The organism is Bradyrhizobium sp. BR 10289 (assembly GCF_019455385.1).
GTDB lineage: Bacteria > Pseudomonadota > Alphaproteobacteria > Rhizobiales > Xanthobacteraceae > Bradyrhizobium.
Genome location: NZ_JACOFR010000003.1, coordinates 204,316 through 219,317, shown reverse-complemented (window position 1 = coordinate 219,317; position 15,002 = coordinate 204,316). Strand labels below are relative to the sequence as shown.

Genomic DNA, 15,002 nt, shown 5'->3' with positions numbered 1-15,002 from the left:
CGCTTGCGGGGGAGGGCTGGGGTGGGGGTCTCTCCGCGGCGGGATGGTCGAGAAATGCCGAGAATGTCCCTGGGTGGCGAGAGCCCTCACCCGCCGCGCTCTGCGAGCGCGTCGGCCTCTCCCGCAGGCGGGAGAGGCAAAGAAGGCAGACTTGGTCGTTTCAGTGAGTGGGCCACATCGCATGATCCTCCCCGACGGCTATTCCGATATCCCCGCCGGCAAGATCGCCGCCGTCGTCACCCATCTGGAGATGACCGCACCTCCCGTGGGGCGCGATGATCCGCCAGGCAGCTGGTCCCTGCGCAAGGTCGATACACCCGCGCTCCCCTGGTACCGCGACCTCTTCCGCCGCGTCGGCGAGGAGTGGTTGTGGTTCTCGCGCCCGCGTATGAATGACGCGGCACTCGCCGCCATCATCCACGCGCCTGACGTGGAGGTCTACGCGCTGACGGTTAACGGTCGCGACGAAGGCCTGCTCGAACTGGATTTCCGCGAGCCCGGCCAGTGCGAGCTGGTCTATTTCGGCGTCACCGCCGGCCTGATCGGCACCGGCGCCGCCCGCTTCCTGATGAACCGCGCGCTGGAGCGCGCATGGTCCGGCGACGTCCGTCGCGTCTGGGTGCACACCTGCACCTTCGACCATCCCTCAGCCGTCGCATTCTACCAGCGCTCCGGCTTCCGCCCTTTCCGCCGCCAGATCGAGGTGGCCGACGATCCGCGCCTCGACGGCACGGCGCCGCGCGATGCGGCGCGGCATGTGCCGATCATCGAATAGTGCGCCGCTGCCTCTCCACCGTCATTGCGAGAGCTCTTGCGACGAAGCAATCCAGGCTGCCTCCTCACGCCCCGCCGTCATCCTGAGGTGCGCGCTCTTGCGCGTCTCGAAGGATGGCTGCAAGCGCATTTGGCCCATCCTTCGAGGCTCCCCTTGCAATGCTCGCGCATCGCAAGCCTCGCACCTCAGGATGACGGTCGAGTCTGTGGCAACGATCCCTCAAAACACCTTCTGCTCCGCCCGCGCCAGCGAGAACCCCTTCTGCATCGCGTTGAAGCACGTCAGCCCCGTCTGCTCCGACCGGCACGTGAATCCCGCCCGCTGCCACACCTCGCCATAGGCCAGCACCGGCAATGACGGGTCCATCACGGTGTCGCCGGCACAGATGCGGCCTGCGCTGCCCTTGGCGCTCATCTCGAAGGCGTGGCCGTAGTCGAGCTCGCAATCGGCGGGCCGGCCCGGGCGCGTCTCCATGTTCATGATGTCGCAGCGAAGCACGCCCTGGCCATTCTCGGTGTAGAACTGGCAGGCGATGTTCTTCGACGGCGTCTGGAAGCCGATCGGCCGGTCCTGGGCGTGGGCGAGGCTTGCCACGGCGAGCAGGACGAGCACGGCGAATGATCGCAACGGCATGGCAGGCTCCGGACTGGATGGCCGCATATTGATTCCGCGTTGTTGTGGGATGCGCAATCTCTCCTTTCGAGATTTTTGTTGCGCGCGGCGCGCATTGACGATGAACTGGACGGCCCTGCCGGGCCTCTCATCGAGACGAGCGACAACCATGTTCCTGATCGGCCAATACGACTCCCCCTTCGTCCGCCGCGTCGCGATCGCGCTGCGGCTCTACGGGCTCGCCTTCGAGCACAGGCCGTGGTCGACCTTCGGCGATGCCGACAAGATCGCGCCGTACAATCCGCTGCGCCGGGTGCCGACGCTGGTGCTCGACGACGGCGAGGCGCTGATCGAGAGCACCTTCATCCTCGATCATCTCGACGAGCTCGTGGGCGAGGCCAAGGCGATGCTGCCGCGCAGCGGCGCCGAACGGCGAAAACATCTGCGCATCTGTGCGCTCGCCTCAGGTCTCGGCGACAAGGCGGTCAGCCTGCTTTACGAGCGGGTGCTGCGGAAGGAGCAGCTCGCGCTGTGGGTCGAGCGTTGCCAAGCGCAGATCGGCGACGTGCTGAAGGTGCTCGAGGCCGAGCGCGCCACGGTGACGACGCCGTACTGGCTCGGGATGCGCATCGGTCATGCCGACATCGTTGTCGCCTGCGTCGTCCGCTTCACCCGCGAAGCGCATCCGCAGCTGTTCGACGAAGCGCGCTATCCGGCGCTGAGCGCCCATGCCGATCGCTGCGAGGCGCTGCCACCGTTCCAGGAGATCGTGCAGCCACTCGCGCCGCCGAAGGGGTGAGGGCGCGCCCTCGTGCCCCGGCTCTGCGGCGCGGCACTTCGCGCCGCACCGCGTCCGGGACATGAGACTGACGGCCGCGGCTCTACCCCGCCCCCGCGCGCTTCTTCTGCCAGACCAGATGCACCGCGCAGGTGCAGCCCGGCGGATGCGAGGCCAGATCCTTCGAGCTCAGGTCCTTCGAGGTCTCGTCATTCGCGGGCGTCGCCGCGAAGGCGGCCTCTCGCGACGGGATGTAGTTCAGCACCGGCGCCAGCCAGCGCTCGGCTTCCGCCACCGTCATGCCCTTGCGCGCGGCGTAGTCCTCGACCTGGTCGCGCTCGATCTTGCCGACGCCGAAGTAATAGCTCTCGGGGCTGGCGAAATAGAGCCCGGAGACGCTGCTGCCCGGCCACATCGCAAAGCTCTCGGTCAGCTTGACGCCGGCGGTCGCTTCCGCATCGAGCAGTTCGAACAGCGTCGCCTTCTCGGTGTGATCGGGCTGCGCGGGATAGCCGGGCGCGGGGCGGATGCCCTGGTACTTCTCCAGGATCATCTCGTCGTTGGAGAGCGCCTCGTCGGGTGCGTAGGCCCAGAACTCGCGGCGCACGCGGGCATGCATGCGCTCGGCGAAGGCTTCCGCAAGACGGTCAGCCAGCGCCTTGCACAGGATCGACGAGTAGTCGTCATTGGCCTTCTTGAAGCGGTCTGCAACTGCATCCTCGCCGATCCCGGCGGTGACCACGAAGCCGCCGACATAGTCCGGCGTACCCGCGGGCGCGATGAAGTCGGACAGCGCGGCGTTGAAACGGCCCTCGCGCTTCTCGAGCTGCTGGCGCAGCGTGTGCAGCGTCGCGATCTTCTTGGTGCGGCTGTCGTCGGCATAGAGCACGATGTCGTCGCCTTGCGCATTGGCCGGCCAGAAGCCGATCGTCGCGCGCGCCCGGAACCATTTCTCCTTGACGATGGTGTCGAGCATCTTGCGCGCATCGTCATAAAGCGAGCGCGCGACCTCGCCGACCTTCTCGTCCTTGAGGATCGCGGGAAAGCGCCCGGCCAGCTCCCAGGTCTGGAAGAACGGCGTCCAGTCGATATAGGGCACCAATTCGGCAAGGTCGTAGTCGTCGAAGCTGCGGGTGCCGAGGAAGGTCGGCTTCACCGGCTTGTTCTTCGCAAAGTCCACCGGCACGCGGTTGGCGCGGGCATCGGCCAGCCTCAGCCGCTTCTTGTCGGCCTGAGCCCGCAGATGCGCCTCCGAGATTTTTGCGTATTCGGCACGCACCTCGGCGGCATAGGCTTCGCGCTTCTCCGGCGACAGCAGCGAGGAGGCAACGCCGACAGCGCGGCTGGCGTCGTTGACGTGCACGACCGGACCGGCGCGATAGCTCGGGTCGATCTTCACGGCGGTATGCACGCGGCTCGTCGTGGCGCCGCCGATCAGGAGCGGCAGCTTGAGGCCCTCGCGCTGCAATTCGCCGGCGAAGAACGCCATCTCGTCGAGCGAGGGCGTGATCAGGCCGGAGAGCCCGACGATGTCGGCCTTCTCCGCCTTCACGGTCTCGACGATCTTGGCGGCCGGCACCATCACGCCGAGGTCGATGACCTCGAAATTGTTGCACTGGAGCACGATGCCGACGATGTTCTTGCCGATGTCGTGGACATCGCCCTTGACGGTCGCGAGCACGATCTTGCCGGCGGACGAAGAGGCCTCCGTGCCGACGCCGTTCGCGGCGTTGCGCGCCTTCTCTTCCTCCATGAACGGCATCAGCCAGGCCACCGCCTGCTTCATCACGCGCGCCGACTTCACCACCTGGGGCAGGAACATCTTGCCGTCGCCGAAGAGGTCGCCGACCACGTTCATGCCGGCCATCAGCGGGCCCTCGATCACGTCGAGCGGACGCGACGAATTCTTGCGGGCTTCTTCCGTGTCGACTTCGATGAACTCGGTGATGCCATGGACCAGCGAATGCGACAGCCGCTTCTCCACCGGCCATTCGCGCCAGGCAAGATCAGCTTCCTTGCTCTCGGTCTTCTTGCCGCGGAATTTTTCGGCGAGCGCCAACAGGCGCTCGGAAGCCCCGGGATCGCGGTTGAGGACGACGTCCTCGCACACCTGCCGCAGCTCCGGATCGATGTCGTCATAGACGATCATCTGACCGGCATTGACGATGCCCATGTCCATGCCGGCCTTGATGGCGTGATACAGGAACACCGAGTGCATGGCTTCGCGCACCGGCTCGTTGCCGCGGAACGAGAACGACAGGTTCGACACCCCGCCGGAGATATGCGCGCCCGGCAGGTTCTGGCGGATCCAGCGCGTCGCCTCGATGAAGTCGACGCCGTAATTGTTGTGCTCCTCGATGCCGGTCGCGATCGCGAAGATATTGGGATCGAAGATGATGTCCTCGGGCGGGAAGCCGACCTTGTTCACCAGGATGTCGTAGGCGCGCTTGCAGATCTCGGTCTTGCGCGCGAACGTGTCGGCCTGGCCGGCCTCGTCGAACGCTATCACCACCACCGCCGCACCGTGGCGGCGCGCGATCTTCGCCTCGTGAATGAATTTTTCCTCGCCTTCCTTCATCGAGATCGAATTGACGACCGGCTTGCCCTGCACGCATTTCAGACCGGCCTCGATCACGGAAAACTTCGACGAGTCGACCATGACAGGGACCCGGGCGATGTCGGGCTCGGCGGCGACGAGGTTGAGGAAGGTCACCATCGCCGCTTCGGAGTCAAGCAGGCCCTCGTCCATGTTGACGTCGATGATCTGCGCGCCGTTCTCGACCTGGTCACGCGCCACTTGAAGAGCGGCGGTGTAGTCGCCGTTGGTGATCAGCTTGCGGAAGCGCGCCGAGCCGGTGACGTTGGTGCGCTCGCCGACATTGACGAAGGGAATGGCATCCGTCAGCACGAACGGCTCGAGGCCGGAGAGACGCAAGCGTGGTGCGATCTCGGGCACGATGCGCGGCTTGTGCGGGGCAACCGCAGCGGCGATCGCCGCGATATGCTCCGGCGTGGTGCCGCAGCAACCGCCGACGATGTTGACGAGGCCATCCCGCGCGAATTCGCCGACCAGGCGCGCCATGTACTCAGGCGTCTCGTCATATTGGCCGAATTCGTTGGGCAGGCCGGCGTTCGGATAGGCGCAGACCAGCGTGTCGGCGACGCGGCCGATATCGGCGATGTGCGCGCGAAGGTCTTCCGCGCCGAGCGCGCAGTTGAAGCCGATGGTGATGGGTTTTGCGTGCCGCACCGAATTCCAGAACGCTTCCGGCATCTGGCCCGACAGCAGGCGACCGGATTTGTCGGTGATGGTGCCTGACACCATCACCGGCACGTCGATGCCGCGCTGCTCCGTGATCTCGGCGATCGCATAAAGCGCCGCCTTGGCGTTCAGCGTGTCGAAGATGGTCTCGACCAGCAAGAGATCGACGCCGCCGTCGAGCATGCCGTTGATCTGTTCGCCATAGGATTTGCGCAGGTCGTCGAAGGTGACGGCGCGATAGCCGGGATTGGACACGTCGGGCGAGATCGAGGCGGTGCGGTTGGTCGGGCCGATGGCGCCGGCGACGAAGCGCGGCTTGCCGTCCTCGGCCTCGACGCGGCGGGCGGCGTTGCCGGCGAGGCGGGCGCCTTCGCGCGCCATCTCATAGACGATGTCGGTGAGATCGTAATCGGCCTGCGCGATCGAGGTCGTGGAGAAGGTGTTGGTCGCGATGATGTCGGCGCCGGCGCGCAAGTAGGCTGCGTGGATGTCCTCGATCGCCTGCGGCTGGGTCAGGATCAAGAGGTCATTGTTGCCGCGCAGGTCGCGATGAAAATTCTTGAAGCGCTCGCCGCGGAAGGCGGCTTCGTCGAACTGCAGATTCTGGATCATCGTGCCCATGGCGCCGTCGAGCACGAGGATGCGCTCGCGTGCGGCATTGAGAAGGGCAGTTCGCTTCGGAGAGATGGAAACGGTCATGTCGTCTTACGCCGCCTTCTGCACGCTCTTGGCGCGAATGCCGAGCAAATGGCTGATCGCGAACACGAGATCGGCGCGGTTCATGGTGTAGAAATGGAAGGTGTCGACGCCGTGCTTGGCCAGCTTCTGCACCTGGCCGGCGGCAACCGTCGCGGCCACCAGCTTGCGGGTCTCGGCATCGCCGTCGAGGCCCTCGAATTTCGCGGCGAGCCAGTCGGGCACGCTGGTGCCGTTTCGAGTGACGAAATTGCGCGCCTGCTTGAAATTGTGCATGGGCATGATGCCCGGCACGATCGGGATGTCGATGCCGCGGGCGCGGACGCGGTCGAGATAGCGGAAGTAGAAGTCGTTATCGAAGAACACCTGCGTGATCGCGCGCGTCGCACCGGCATCGACCTTGGCCTTCAGCGTGTCGATATCGGCATCGAAGTCGCGCGCTTCGGGATGCTTCTCGGGATAGGCGGACACGGACACTTCGATATCGCCATGGCGCTTCTTGATGCCGGCGACAAGCTCGGCCGAGCTCTGATAGCCGTCGGGATGCGCGGCGTAGGGCGTGCCGATGCCGCCGACGGGATCGCCGCGCAAGGCCACGATGTGGCGGACGCCGACCTCGTGATAGCGGTCGACGATCTCGTCGATCTCGCCGCGCGAGGCGCCGACGCAGGTCAGGTGCGCCGCCGGCAGCAGCGCGGTTTCCTTCAGGATGCGCGCGATGGTGGAATGGGTGCGCTCGCGGGTCGAGCCGCCGGCGCCATAGGTCACCGAGACGAATTTCGGATCGAGCGGGGCCAGCCGGTTGATGGTCTCCCAGAGACTGCGTTCCATGTCTTCCGTCTTGGGCGGAAAGAACTCGAACGAGATCGCAGGCCGCTTCAGGTGCCCGTCTTGCCCGTCGCTGTGGGCAGGCGTCGTCAACTCGGTCATGGCACCACTCACTCCAAGGGCCTGCCAGATTTTGGCGGCCGGCGGTCAGGTCTAGATGGGAGAGCCTAAGATAGGGCAAAAGCGGGCTTCTCGACAGCCCATCGGGCGTGGGAAGTGGCCCACTACGCCCGTCGAATGGCAAAATATCGCGTCAGACACTCGGCTGGTGGGAAGGTGACGGCTGAGATATTATCAAGATATAACAACATACTATTCGTAGTTTGCCGCTCGGATGAGCTGGATCTCGGTAGTGGGCAATATGAATCCAATATTATCTATCGATCCTCCGTCCCAACTGCCTGAGCCCAGCGGCCTGGAAGGGGCCGGCCGGCGCGCGCCAGATCTGCGCTGCCGGGCATTGCCGGCGGGCGGGCCTCCACTACGTTAGCGCACCATGATCCCGCTTTCAGTCCTCGACCTCTCCGTCGTCACCACAGGCACAAAGCCGGCCGCGGCGCTGCGCAACAGCATCGATCTGGCGCGGCATGTGGATGGGCTCGGCTATGTCCGCTACTGGCTCGCCGAACACCATAACCTCGCTTCCGTGGCGAGCCCGGCGCCCGACGTAATGATCGGGCAGATCGCGGCAGTGACGAAGCACATCCGCGTCGGCTCCGGCGGCGTGATGCTGCCCAACCACGCGCCGCTGGTGGTGGCCGAGCGCTTCAAGATGCTGGAGGCGCTGTTTCCCGGCCGCATCGATCTTGGCCTGGGACGCGCGCCCGGCACCGACGGTGCCACGGCCTATGCGCTGCGCAGCCGGCTCGACCGCCGCGAGGGCGACGACTTTCTGGAGCGGCTGCACGAATTGATCTTGTGGCAGACGCGCGAATTCCCCTCGGGGCATCCCTATAACAACGTCGTCGCGATGCCCGACGACACGCCGCTGCCGCCGATCTGGCTGCTCGGCTCCAGCGATTATTCCTCGGAGCTTGCCGCCCAGGTCGGCATGGGCTTCGGCTTCGCGCATCATTTTGCCTCCCACGATGCGGTCGATGCGATGGTGCATTACCGCAACCATTTCCAGCCCTCGGCCTGGAGCGCCAGTCCGCATGCCATCCTCGCGGTTGCCATCATCGCGGCAGAGACGGACGAGGAGGCCGAGAAGCTTGCGACCTCATTCGACCTCAACCGCCTGCGTCGCGACCGCGGTCAATATCTGCCGCTGCCGAGTGTCGAGGAGGCGCTGGCCTATCCTTACACCGACGCCGAGCGCGCCTCGATCAAGCGCAATCGTTCGCGCCTGTTCGTCGGCAATCCGGCGACGGTGCAGCAAAAGCTCCAGCCGCTGATCGATGCGAGCAAGCCCGACGAGTTGATGGTGATCACCGCCGTGTATGACCACGAGGCGCGGAAAAGGTCGTATTCGCTGCTGGCGGAGGCGTTCGGACTTCGCGCAGCCGCGTAAACCGCTCTCGTGCCCCGGACGCAGCGCAGCGTGAAACGATGCGCTGCAGAGCCGGGGCCCATTGCGATGCCGGATTTCGCGGCCTTCTGGGTCCCGGCTCGCGCTGCGCACGTCCGGGACACGACATCAATCCTGTGCTTCGCTGAACGTCGCGCGGAACGGATGTCCCGGATACACGCCGACGATGCGGAATTCGCGCGAGAAGAATTTCAGTTCCTCGATGGCAAACGCCAGGCCCTTGTCCTCGGGATGGCCGTCGACGTCGGCATAGAATTGTGTGGCGAAGAAATTGCCGTCGACCATGTAGCTTTCGAGCTTGGTCATGTTGACGCCATTGGTGGCGAAGCCGCCGAGCGCCTTGTAGAGCGCTGCGGGAAGGTTGCGCACCCGAAATACAAAAGTGGTGACCAGCGGGCCCGAGCCCTGCGCGGCCCATTTCGGCTCGCGCGCCAGCACGACGAAGCGCGTGGTGTTGTGGGCCTCGTCCTCGATATCCTCGGCGAGAATGTCGAGGCCGTAGATCTTGGCGGCGAGGCGCGAGGCGATCGCAGCGACTGATTTGTCGTTGCGCTCGGAGATGTCGCGGGCGCTGCCGGCGGTGTCGGCGTGCACAACCGGCTTGATGCCGAGCTTGCGGATGATGCGCCGGCACTGGCCGAGCGCATGCACATGGCTCTCGACGCTCTTGATGTCTTCGAGCTTGGTGCCCTTGATCGCCATCAATTGATGGCGGACCGGCAAGAACCATTCGCCGATGATGAAGAGGCCGGAGGCCGGCAGCAGATGATGGATGTCGGCGACCCGGCCGGCGACCGAATTCTCGATCGGGATCATGCCGAGATCGGCCTCGCCCGACGAAATCGCCGACAGCGCGTCTTCAAAAGTGGCGCAGGGCAACGGCTCGGCGTCAGGATAGGCCTCGACGATGGCGATGTGGGAATTGGCCCCAGGCTCGCCCTGGAATGCGATTTTCAGCTTGCTCATGACGGGCCTTGTAGCAGCGGCTCAGGATTTGGAAAGGATGCTGCGGGCGGTTTCGAGATCCGCCGGTGTGTCGACCCCGCGGGGCACGCTGTCGACGATGGTGAAGTCGATCCGCATGCCCGCCTCCAGCGCCCGGAGCTGCTCGAGCTTCTCCTGCAATTCCAGCGGCGAGGGCGGCAGAGAGACGTATCGTTCCAGCGCGGCGCGGCGATAGGCGTAGAGGCCGATATGATGATACCGCGGTCCCTCTCCGGTCGGCGCGGTCGCGCGGGTGAAATAAAGTGCGCGCATGCGCCTGCCCCCCAGCGAGGTGCCGATCGCCTTCACGACGCTCGGAGCGAGGTCCTCCTCCTGGGTGTGGATCTGCGAGGCCAGCGTAGCGATGTCCACGGCCGGATCTTCCAGCGGGGGCAGCACTTCGCGGATGTTCTCGATCGTGATGGTCGGGAAGTCGCCTTGGAGATTGACCACGATCTCCGCCTTCCCTGCGGGATCGAGCTTCTGCATGGCCTCGTGGATGCGATCCGAGCCAGAGGGGTGGTCGGTGCGGGTCATCACGGCCTCGCCGCCATGGGCCGTCACCACCGAGGCGATCTCGGCGGTATCGGTTGCCACCGCGACCCGGCCGATGCCGGCGGCCTCGGCGCGGCGCATCACATGCACGATCATCGGCAGGCCCGCGATATCGGCGAGCGGCTTGCCGGGCAGGCGGGTGGCGGCCATGCGGGCCGGGATCAGCACCAGTATGCGGGGATCGATCATCGGTTCAAGGGGCTTGAGTTTAAGAGCCTGGAAACGGAGCGTTTTCCGCGCCGAGAAATGGGGTGGGGACGGGTTCGAAGCCGGGTCGCTTATACGGGTTGCCAGACCCCGGGCAAACCGATATCTCAATGGCAAAACTCGGGGAAACAATAAGGAACGTTCTGATTCTCCCGAGGCTCGTCCTGGCGGCCGCTTGGGCCGCTAATCCTTCTCAGCGGTGTGGGGCCTGGCCGGAAATGGACTCTTTCGAACTGAATAAGATTCTCGGTGCCGTGCTCGGCACCTGTCTCATCCTGCTGGTGACCAGCTTCACCGCCCAGGCGCTGTTCTCGCCGAAGCTGCCGGAAAAGCCGGGTTTTGAGATCGCCGTGAAGGAAGAGGCCGGCGGCGGGAAGGAAGGCGGCGGCGCCGCTGCTGCGTCGTCCGAACCGATCGAAAAGCTGCTCCAGACCGCGTCCGTCGAGAAGGGCGCCTCCGCCGCCAAGAAGTGCGGCGCTTGCCACACGTTCGAGAAGGGCGGCCCGAATCGCGTCGGTCCGAACCTCTACGGCGTCGTCGGCGACCATGTCGGCGAGGGTCGCAATGGCTTCAACTTCTCGGCTGCGATGAAGGCCAAGGGCGGCACCTGGGATTTCGATGCGCTCAACAAGTTCATTGCCAACCCGAAGGCGGCCGTTCCCGGCACCGCGATGGGCTTTGCCGGCATCCCCAAGGATAGCGAGCGCGCCGACGTCATCGCCTATCTGAACAGCCTCTCCGACAGCCCGAAGCCGCTGCCGACCGCGGCGAAGTAAGGCCTGAAAATTCTGTCTTGAAAGACGCGGCCAGGCTCAAAAGCCTGGCCGTTTCGTTATCCCGGCCTCGCGGTGACGTTATCGGGGCTTTTGGCCGCATCTGACAGGCAGTTTGGCCGTCCAAGATGAGGAAAAAGCAACATGTTCCGTCGAAACCTCGCCTATATTGGGAACTTAAAGGAGTAGCCTCCTTCAAGACAGGACGATTGATTTGGCCATTACCCGACGCGACCTCCTGCTCACCGGCACTGCTGCCGCAGCGCTCCCCGCTCTTGGTTCCGTGGCGGGCGTTCCCGTCATCGGTGCGGCCGAGGCGCAATCGGCCGGCGAGCTTCCTTGGCGCCATGCCTTGTCGCTGTTCGGGAAGGTCAAGTACCCCGCCGACTTCAAGCGCTTCGATTACGTCAATCCGGACGCGCCCAAGGGCGGCGTCGCGCGCCAGATCGCCATCGGCACCTTCGACAATTTCAACATCGTCGTGTCAGGCGTGAAGGGCCAGGTCTCCGGAGCCGTCGCGTTCGTCTATGAGTCGCTCCTGACACCCGCGCTCGACGAGGTCTCGACCGAATATGGCGCGCTCGCCGAAGCCGTCAGCCACCCCGACGATTTTTCCTTTGTGACCTATCGTTTGCGCGCCGAGGCCAAATGGCACGACGGCAAGCCGGTCACCGTGGATGACGTGATCTTCTCGCTCGATTCCTTCAAGAAGCACCATCCGATGTACTCGGCCTATTACAGCCATGTGGTGAAGGCCGAGAAGGTCGGCGAGCGCGACGTGAAGTTCGTGTTCGACGCACCGGGCAATCGCGAGCTGCCGCAGATCGTGGGCCAGCTCACGGTGCTGCCGAAACATTGGTGGGAGGGCACCGACGCGCAGGGCCGCAAGCGCGATGTCTCCGCCACCACGCTCGAAGTGCCGCTCGGTTCCGGGCCCTACAGGGTCAAGGAATTCGTTGCCGGGCGCTCGATCGCGCTGGAGCGCGTCAAGGATTATTGGGGCCGTGACCTCGCCGCCAACGTGGGGCGTAACAATTTCGACGAGCTGCGCTATGAATATTTCCGCGATGCCACGGTGGCGATCGAGGCTTTCAAGGCGGATCAGGTCGATTGGCGCACCGAGAACAGCGCGAAGAACTGGGCGACGGCCTACGATTTCCCGGCCGTGAGCGAAAAGCGCGTGATCCTCGAGGAGTTCGCCAATCGCAGTTCGGGAGTCATGCAGGCCTTCGTGCCGAACCTGCGCCGCGCCAAGTTCAGCGATCCCCGCGTGCGCCGTGCGCTCAACTATGCGTTCGACTTCGAGGAGATGAACAAGCAGATCTTCTACGGTCAGTACAAGCGCGTCAGCAGCTATTTCGACGGCATCGACGAACTGATGGCGACCGGGTTGCCGCAGGGAAAGGAGCTCGAGATCCTCGAGACCGTCCGCGCCGAAGTGCCGCCCGAAGTCTTCACCACAGCCTATACCAATCCCGTCGGCGGCAGCCCCGAAGCCGTGCGGGACAATCTGCGCGAGGCGCTGCGGCTGTTTAAGGAAGCCGGTTACGAGGTGCGCGACCGCAAGCTGATCGACGTCAAGACGGGCGCCCAGTTCACCCTGGAATTGCTGAATTCGGATCCGAGCTTCGAGCGGATCACGCTGTTCTACAAGCCGTCGCTGGAACGGCTCGGCATTGCCGTCAGCGTGCGGACGGTCGATCCGACCCAATACGAGAACAGGACCCGCGAGTGGGATTTTGACATCGTCACCAACTCATGGGGCGAATCGCAATCGCCGGGCAACGAGCAGCGCGAATTCTGGTCGTCGAAGACGGCCGACATCGCCGGTTCGCGAAATATCGCGGGCATCAAGAATCCGGCCGTCGACAAGCTGATCGAGCGGGTGATCTATTCCAAAGATCGCGACGACCTCGTTGCGGCCACCAAGGCGCTCGACCGCGTGCTGCTATGGAATCACTACGTCGTGCCGCAATGGACCTATACCAAGGTGCGCACGGCGCGCTGGGATCGCTTCGGCCGGCCGGCGGAATTGCCCCGATACGGCCAGTCGGGCTTCCCGTTCATCTGGTGGTACGACGCGGACAAGGCGGCGCGGATCGCAAAGAAGTCGTGAAGGACATCCCAGCATGACGCAGCTTTCACGCCGGCATGTGCTGGTCCTGGGTGCCGGAGGGGCGCTCGGCGCTGCCCTGCCGCGCGGTGCCATGGCGTCGGAAGTGGTGGCCGAAGCCCACGGCATCTCGGCGTTCGGCGATCTCAAATATCCCGCCGACTTCCACCATTTCGACTACGTCAATCTGGATGCACCGAAGGGCGGCCTGTTCTCGCTGATCCCGTCGGTGCGCGCCTATAACCAGTCCTACCAGACTTTCAACTCGCTCAACGCCTACATCCTGAAGGGCGACGGCGCGCAGGGCATGGACATGACGTTCGTGCCGCTGATGGTGCGCGCCAATGACGAGCCCGACGCAATGTACGGGCTTGCCGCCAAATCGGTGCAGATCTCGCCGGACAAGCTCACCTATCGCTTCACGATGCGGCCGGAGGCGAAGTTTCATGACGGAACGAAGATTACGGCACACGATGCCGCGTTTTCGCTGACGTCGCTCAAGACCAAAGGGCATCCCCTGATCATCGTGCAGATGCGTGACATGGTCAGCGCCGAGGCTGTCGACGATGCGACGCTGGTCGTCACCTTCGCCAAGGGCCGTGCGCGCGACGTGCCGCTCTATGTCGCGGGCCTGCCGATCTTCTCGAAAGCGTATTACGCCGCGCGCGCCTTCGATGAATCGACGCTGGACATCCCGCTCGGCTCCGGCCCGTACAAGGTCGGCAGGTTCGAGGTCAACCGCTACATCGAATACGAGCGGGTGAAGGACTGGTGGGCGGCCGATCTGCCGGTCTGCCGCGGCAGCTATAATTTCGACGTCGTGCGCTACGAGTTCTACCGCGACCGCGATGTCGCCTTCGAGGGTTTCACCGGCAAGAACTATCTCTTCCGCGAGGAATTCACCTCGCGCATCTGGGCGACGCGCTACGACTTTCCCGCGGTGAAGGATGGACGCGTCAAGATGGAGGTGGTCCCGGACGACACGCCGTCCGGCGCCCAGGGCTGGTTCATCAACACAAGACGCGACAAGTTCAAGGACCCCCGCGTGCGGGAGGCCCTGATCAACGCCTTCGACTTCGAGTGGACCAACAAGACCATCATGTACGGTGCCTATGCCCGCACGGTGTCGCCGTTCCAGAACTCGGACCTCATGGCCAGCAATGGGCCTCCCTCGCCGGAAGAGCTGAAGCTGCTCGAACCGTTTCGCGGCAAGGTCCCTGACGACGTGTTCACGGCGCCGTTCACGCCTCCGGTCTCGGATGGATCGGGACAGGATCGCAGCCTGCTCCGCAAGGCGCAGCAATTGCTGAACGAAGCCGGCGTGCCGATCAAGGACGGCAAGCGCGTGCTGCCGAACGGCGAAATCTTCAAGATCGAGTTCCTGCTGGACGAGCCCTCGTTCCAGCCGCACCATGCGCCCTACGTCAAGAATCTGGGCACGCTCGGCATCGAGGCGAGCGTGCGCGTCGTCGATGCCGTGCAGCACAAGGCGCGCCAGGAAGATTTCGACTTCGACATGACGATCCAGCGTTTCAGCATGTCGGCGACGCCGGGCGATGCCATGCGCGCGTTCTTCTCCTCGCAGGTCGCGAACACCAAGGGTTCCTACAATCTCGCCGGCGTTGCCAGTCCGGCCATCGATGCCATGATCGAGAAGATCATGGCCGCGGAGAGCCGCGAGGAGCTGACTATCGCCTGCCGCGCCTTCGACCGCCTGTTCCGCGCCGGCCGCTATTGGGTACCGCAATGGTACAACAAGACCCACCGGCTCGCTTATTGGGATCAGTTCAGCCATCCCGAGAAGCTGCCGCGCTATGCCAACGGCGTCGGCGCGCCCGACATCTGGTGGCATGACAGTGCCAAGGCGGCCAAGCTCGAGCAGGCCAAATAA

Annotated in this window: 11 protein-coding genes; 6 read left to right on the top strand and 5 right to left on the bottom strand. The window is 64.5% G+C overall.

The window, feature by feature from the left end; all coding sequences use genetic code 11:
- Nucleotides 1–181 precede the first annotated feature (181 nt).
- A complete protein-coding gene (locus HYH08_RS07650) occupies nucleotides 182–775 on the top strand; it encodes a GNAT family N-acetyltransferase (RefSeq protein ID WP_220009153.1) in 594 nt (197 codons plus the stop codon).
- 219 nt (nucleotides 776–994) lie between these two features.
- Here the strand turns inward: HYH08_RS07650 and HYH08_RS07645 are convergent, their stop codons facing one another.
- Entirely contained in the window at nucleotides 995–1,408 is a 414-nt protein-coding gene (locus tag HYH08_RS07645) for a DUF6636 domain-containing protein (protein WP_220009152.1), read from the bottom strand.
- 148 nt (nucleotides 1,409–1,556) lie between these two features.
- Between HYH08_RS07645 and HYH08_RS07640 the strand changes: the two genes are divergently transcribed.
- Nucleotides 1,557–2,186 carry a glutathione S-transferase family protein gene (locus HYH08_RS07640; protein WP_220009151.1) on the top strand — a complete coding sequence of 210 codons (630 nt, stop codon included), beginning with the start codon at nucleotides 1,557–1,559 and terminating at the stop codon, nucleotides 2,184–2,186.
- 82 nt (nucleotides 2,187–2,268) lie between these two features.
- Here the strand turns inward: HYH08_RS07640 and metH are convergent, their stop codons facing one another.
- Nucleotides 2,269–6,126, bottom strand: a complete 3,858-nt coding sequence (gene metH / locus HYH08_RS07635; RefSeq protein WP_220009150.1) for a methionine synthase — start codon at nucleotides 6,124–6,126, stop codon at nucleotides 2,269–2,271.
- Nucleotides 6,127–6,132: 6 nt separating this feature from the next.
- Nucleotides 6,133–7,053, bottom strand: a complete 921-nt coding sequence (gene metF, locus HYH08_RS07630) for a methylenetetrahydrofolate reductase [NAD(P)H] (RefSeq protein ID WP_220009149.1) — start codon at nucleotides 7,051–7,053, stop codon at nucleotides 6,133–6,135.
- A 394-nt stretch (nucleotides 7,054–7,447) separates the two neighbouring features.
- Here metF and HYH08_RS07625 point away from each other — a divergent pair, with 394 nt between their 5' ends.
- Nucleotides 7,448–8,461 (top strand): LLM class flavin-dependent oxidoreductase, encoded by a 1,014-nt coding sequence (locus HYH08_RS07625; RefSeq protein WP_220009148.1) that lies wholly within the window; start codon nucleotides 7,448–7,450, stop codon nucleotides 8,459–8,461.
- A gap of 126 nt (nucleotides 8,462–8,587) precedes the next feature.
- Here HYH08_RS07625 and HYH08_RS07620 read toward each other — a convergent pair whose 3' ends face one another.
- Both HYH08_RS07620 and HYH08_RS07615 read right to left on the bottom strand, forming a co-directional pair.
- The gene (locus HYH08_RS07620) at nucleotides 8,588–9,445 is read right to left on the bottom strand and encodes a prephenate dehydratase (RefSeq protein WP_220009147.1); all 858 of its coding nucleotides are present in this window, start codon (nucleotides 9,443–9,445) and stop codon (nucleotides 8,588–8,590) included.
- Between the two features lie 21 nt (nucleotides 9,446–9,466).
- On the bottom strand, nucleotides 9,467–10,207 hold the full coding sequence (locus HYH08_RS07615) for a 3-deoxy-manno-octulosonate cytidylyltransferase (protein WP_220009146.1): 741 nt from the start codon (nucleotides 10,205–10,207) through the stop codon (nucleotides 9,467–9,469).
- A gap of 236 nt (nucleotides 10,208–10,443) precedes the next feature.
- Here HYH08_RS07615 and HYH08_RS07610 point away from each other — a divergent pair, with 236 nt between their 5' ends.
- The 3 genes from HYH08_RS07610 to HYH08_RS07600 all read left to right on the top strand — a co-directional run bounded on the left by HYH08_RS07610 (nucleotide 10,444) and on the right by HYH08_RS07600 (nucleotide 15,002).
- On the top strand, nucleotides 10,444–11,001 hold the full coding sequence (locus tag HYH08_RS07610) for a c-type cytochrome (protein ID WP_220009145.1): 558 nt from the start codon (nucleotides 10,444–10,446) through the stop codon (nucleotides 10,999–11,001).
- 211 nt (nucleotides 11,002–11,212) lie between these two features.
- Complete coding sequence (locus tag HYH08_RS07605; RefSeq protein ID WP_220009144.1) at nucleotides 11,213–13,114, top strand: extracellular solute-binding protein; 1,902 nt, start codon at nucleotides 11,213–11,215, stop codon at nucleotides 13,112–13,114.
- Nucleotides 13,115–13,127: 13 nt separating this feature from the next.
- Nucleotides 13,128–15,002 (top strand): extracellular solute-binding protein, encoded by a 1,875-nt coding sequence (locus HYH08_RS07600; protein ID WP_220009143.1) that lies wholly within the window; start codon nucleotides 13,128–13,130, stop codon nucleotides 15,000–15,002.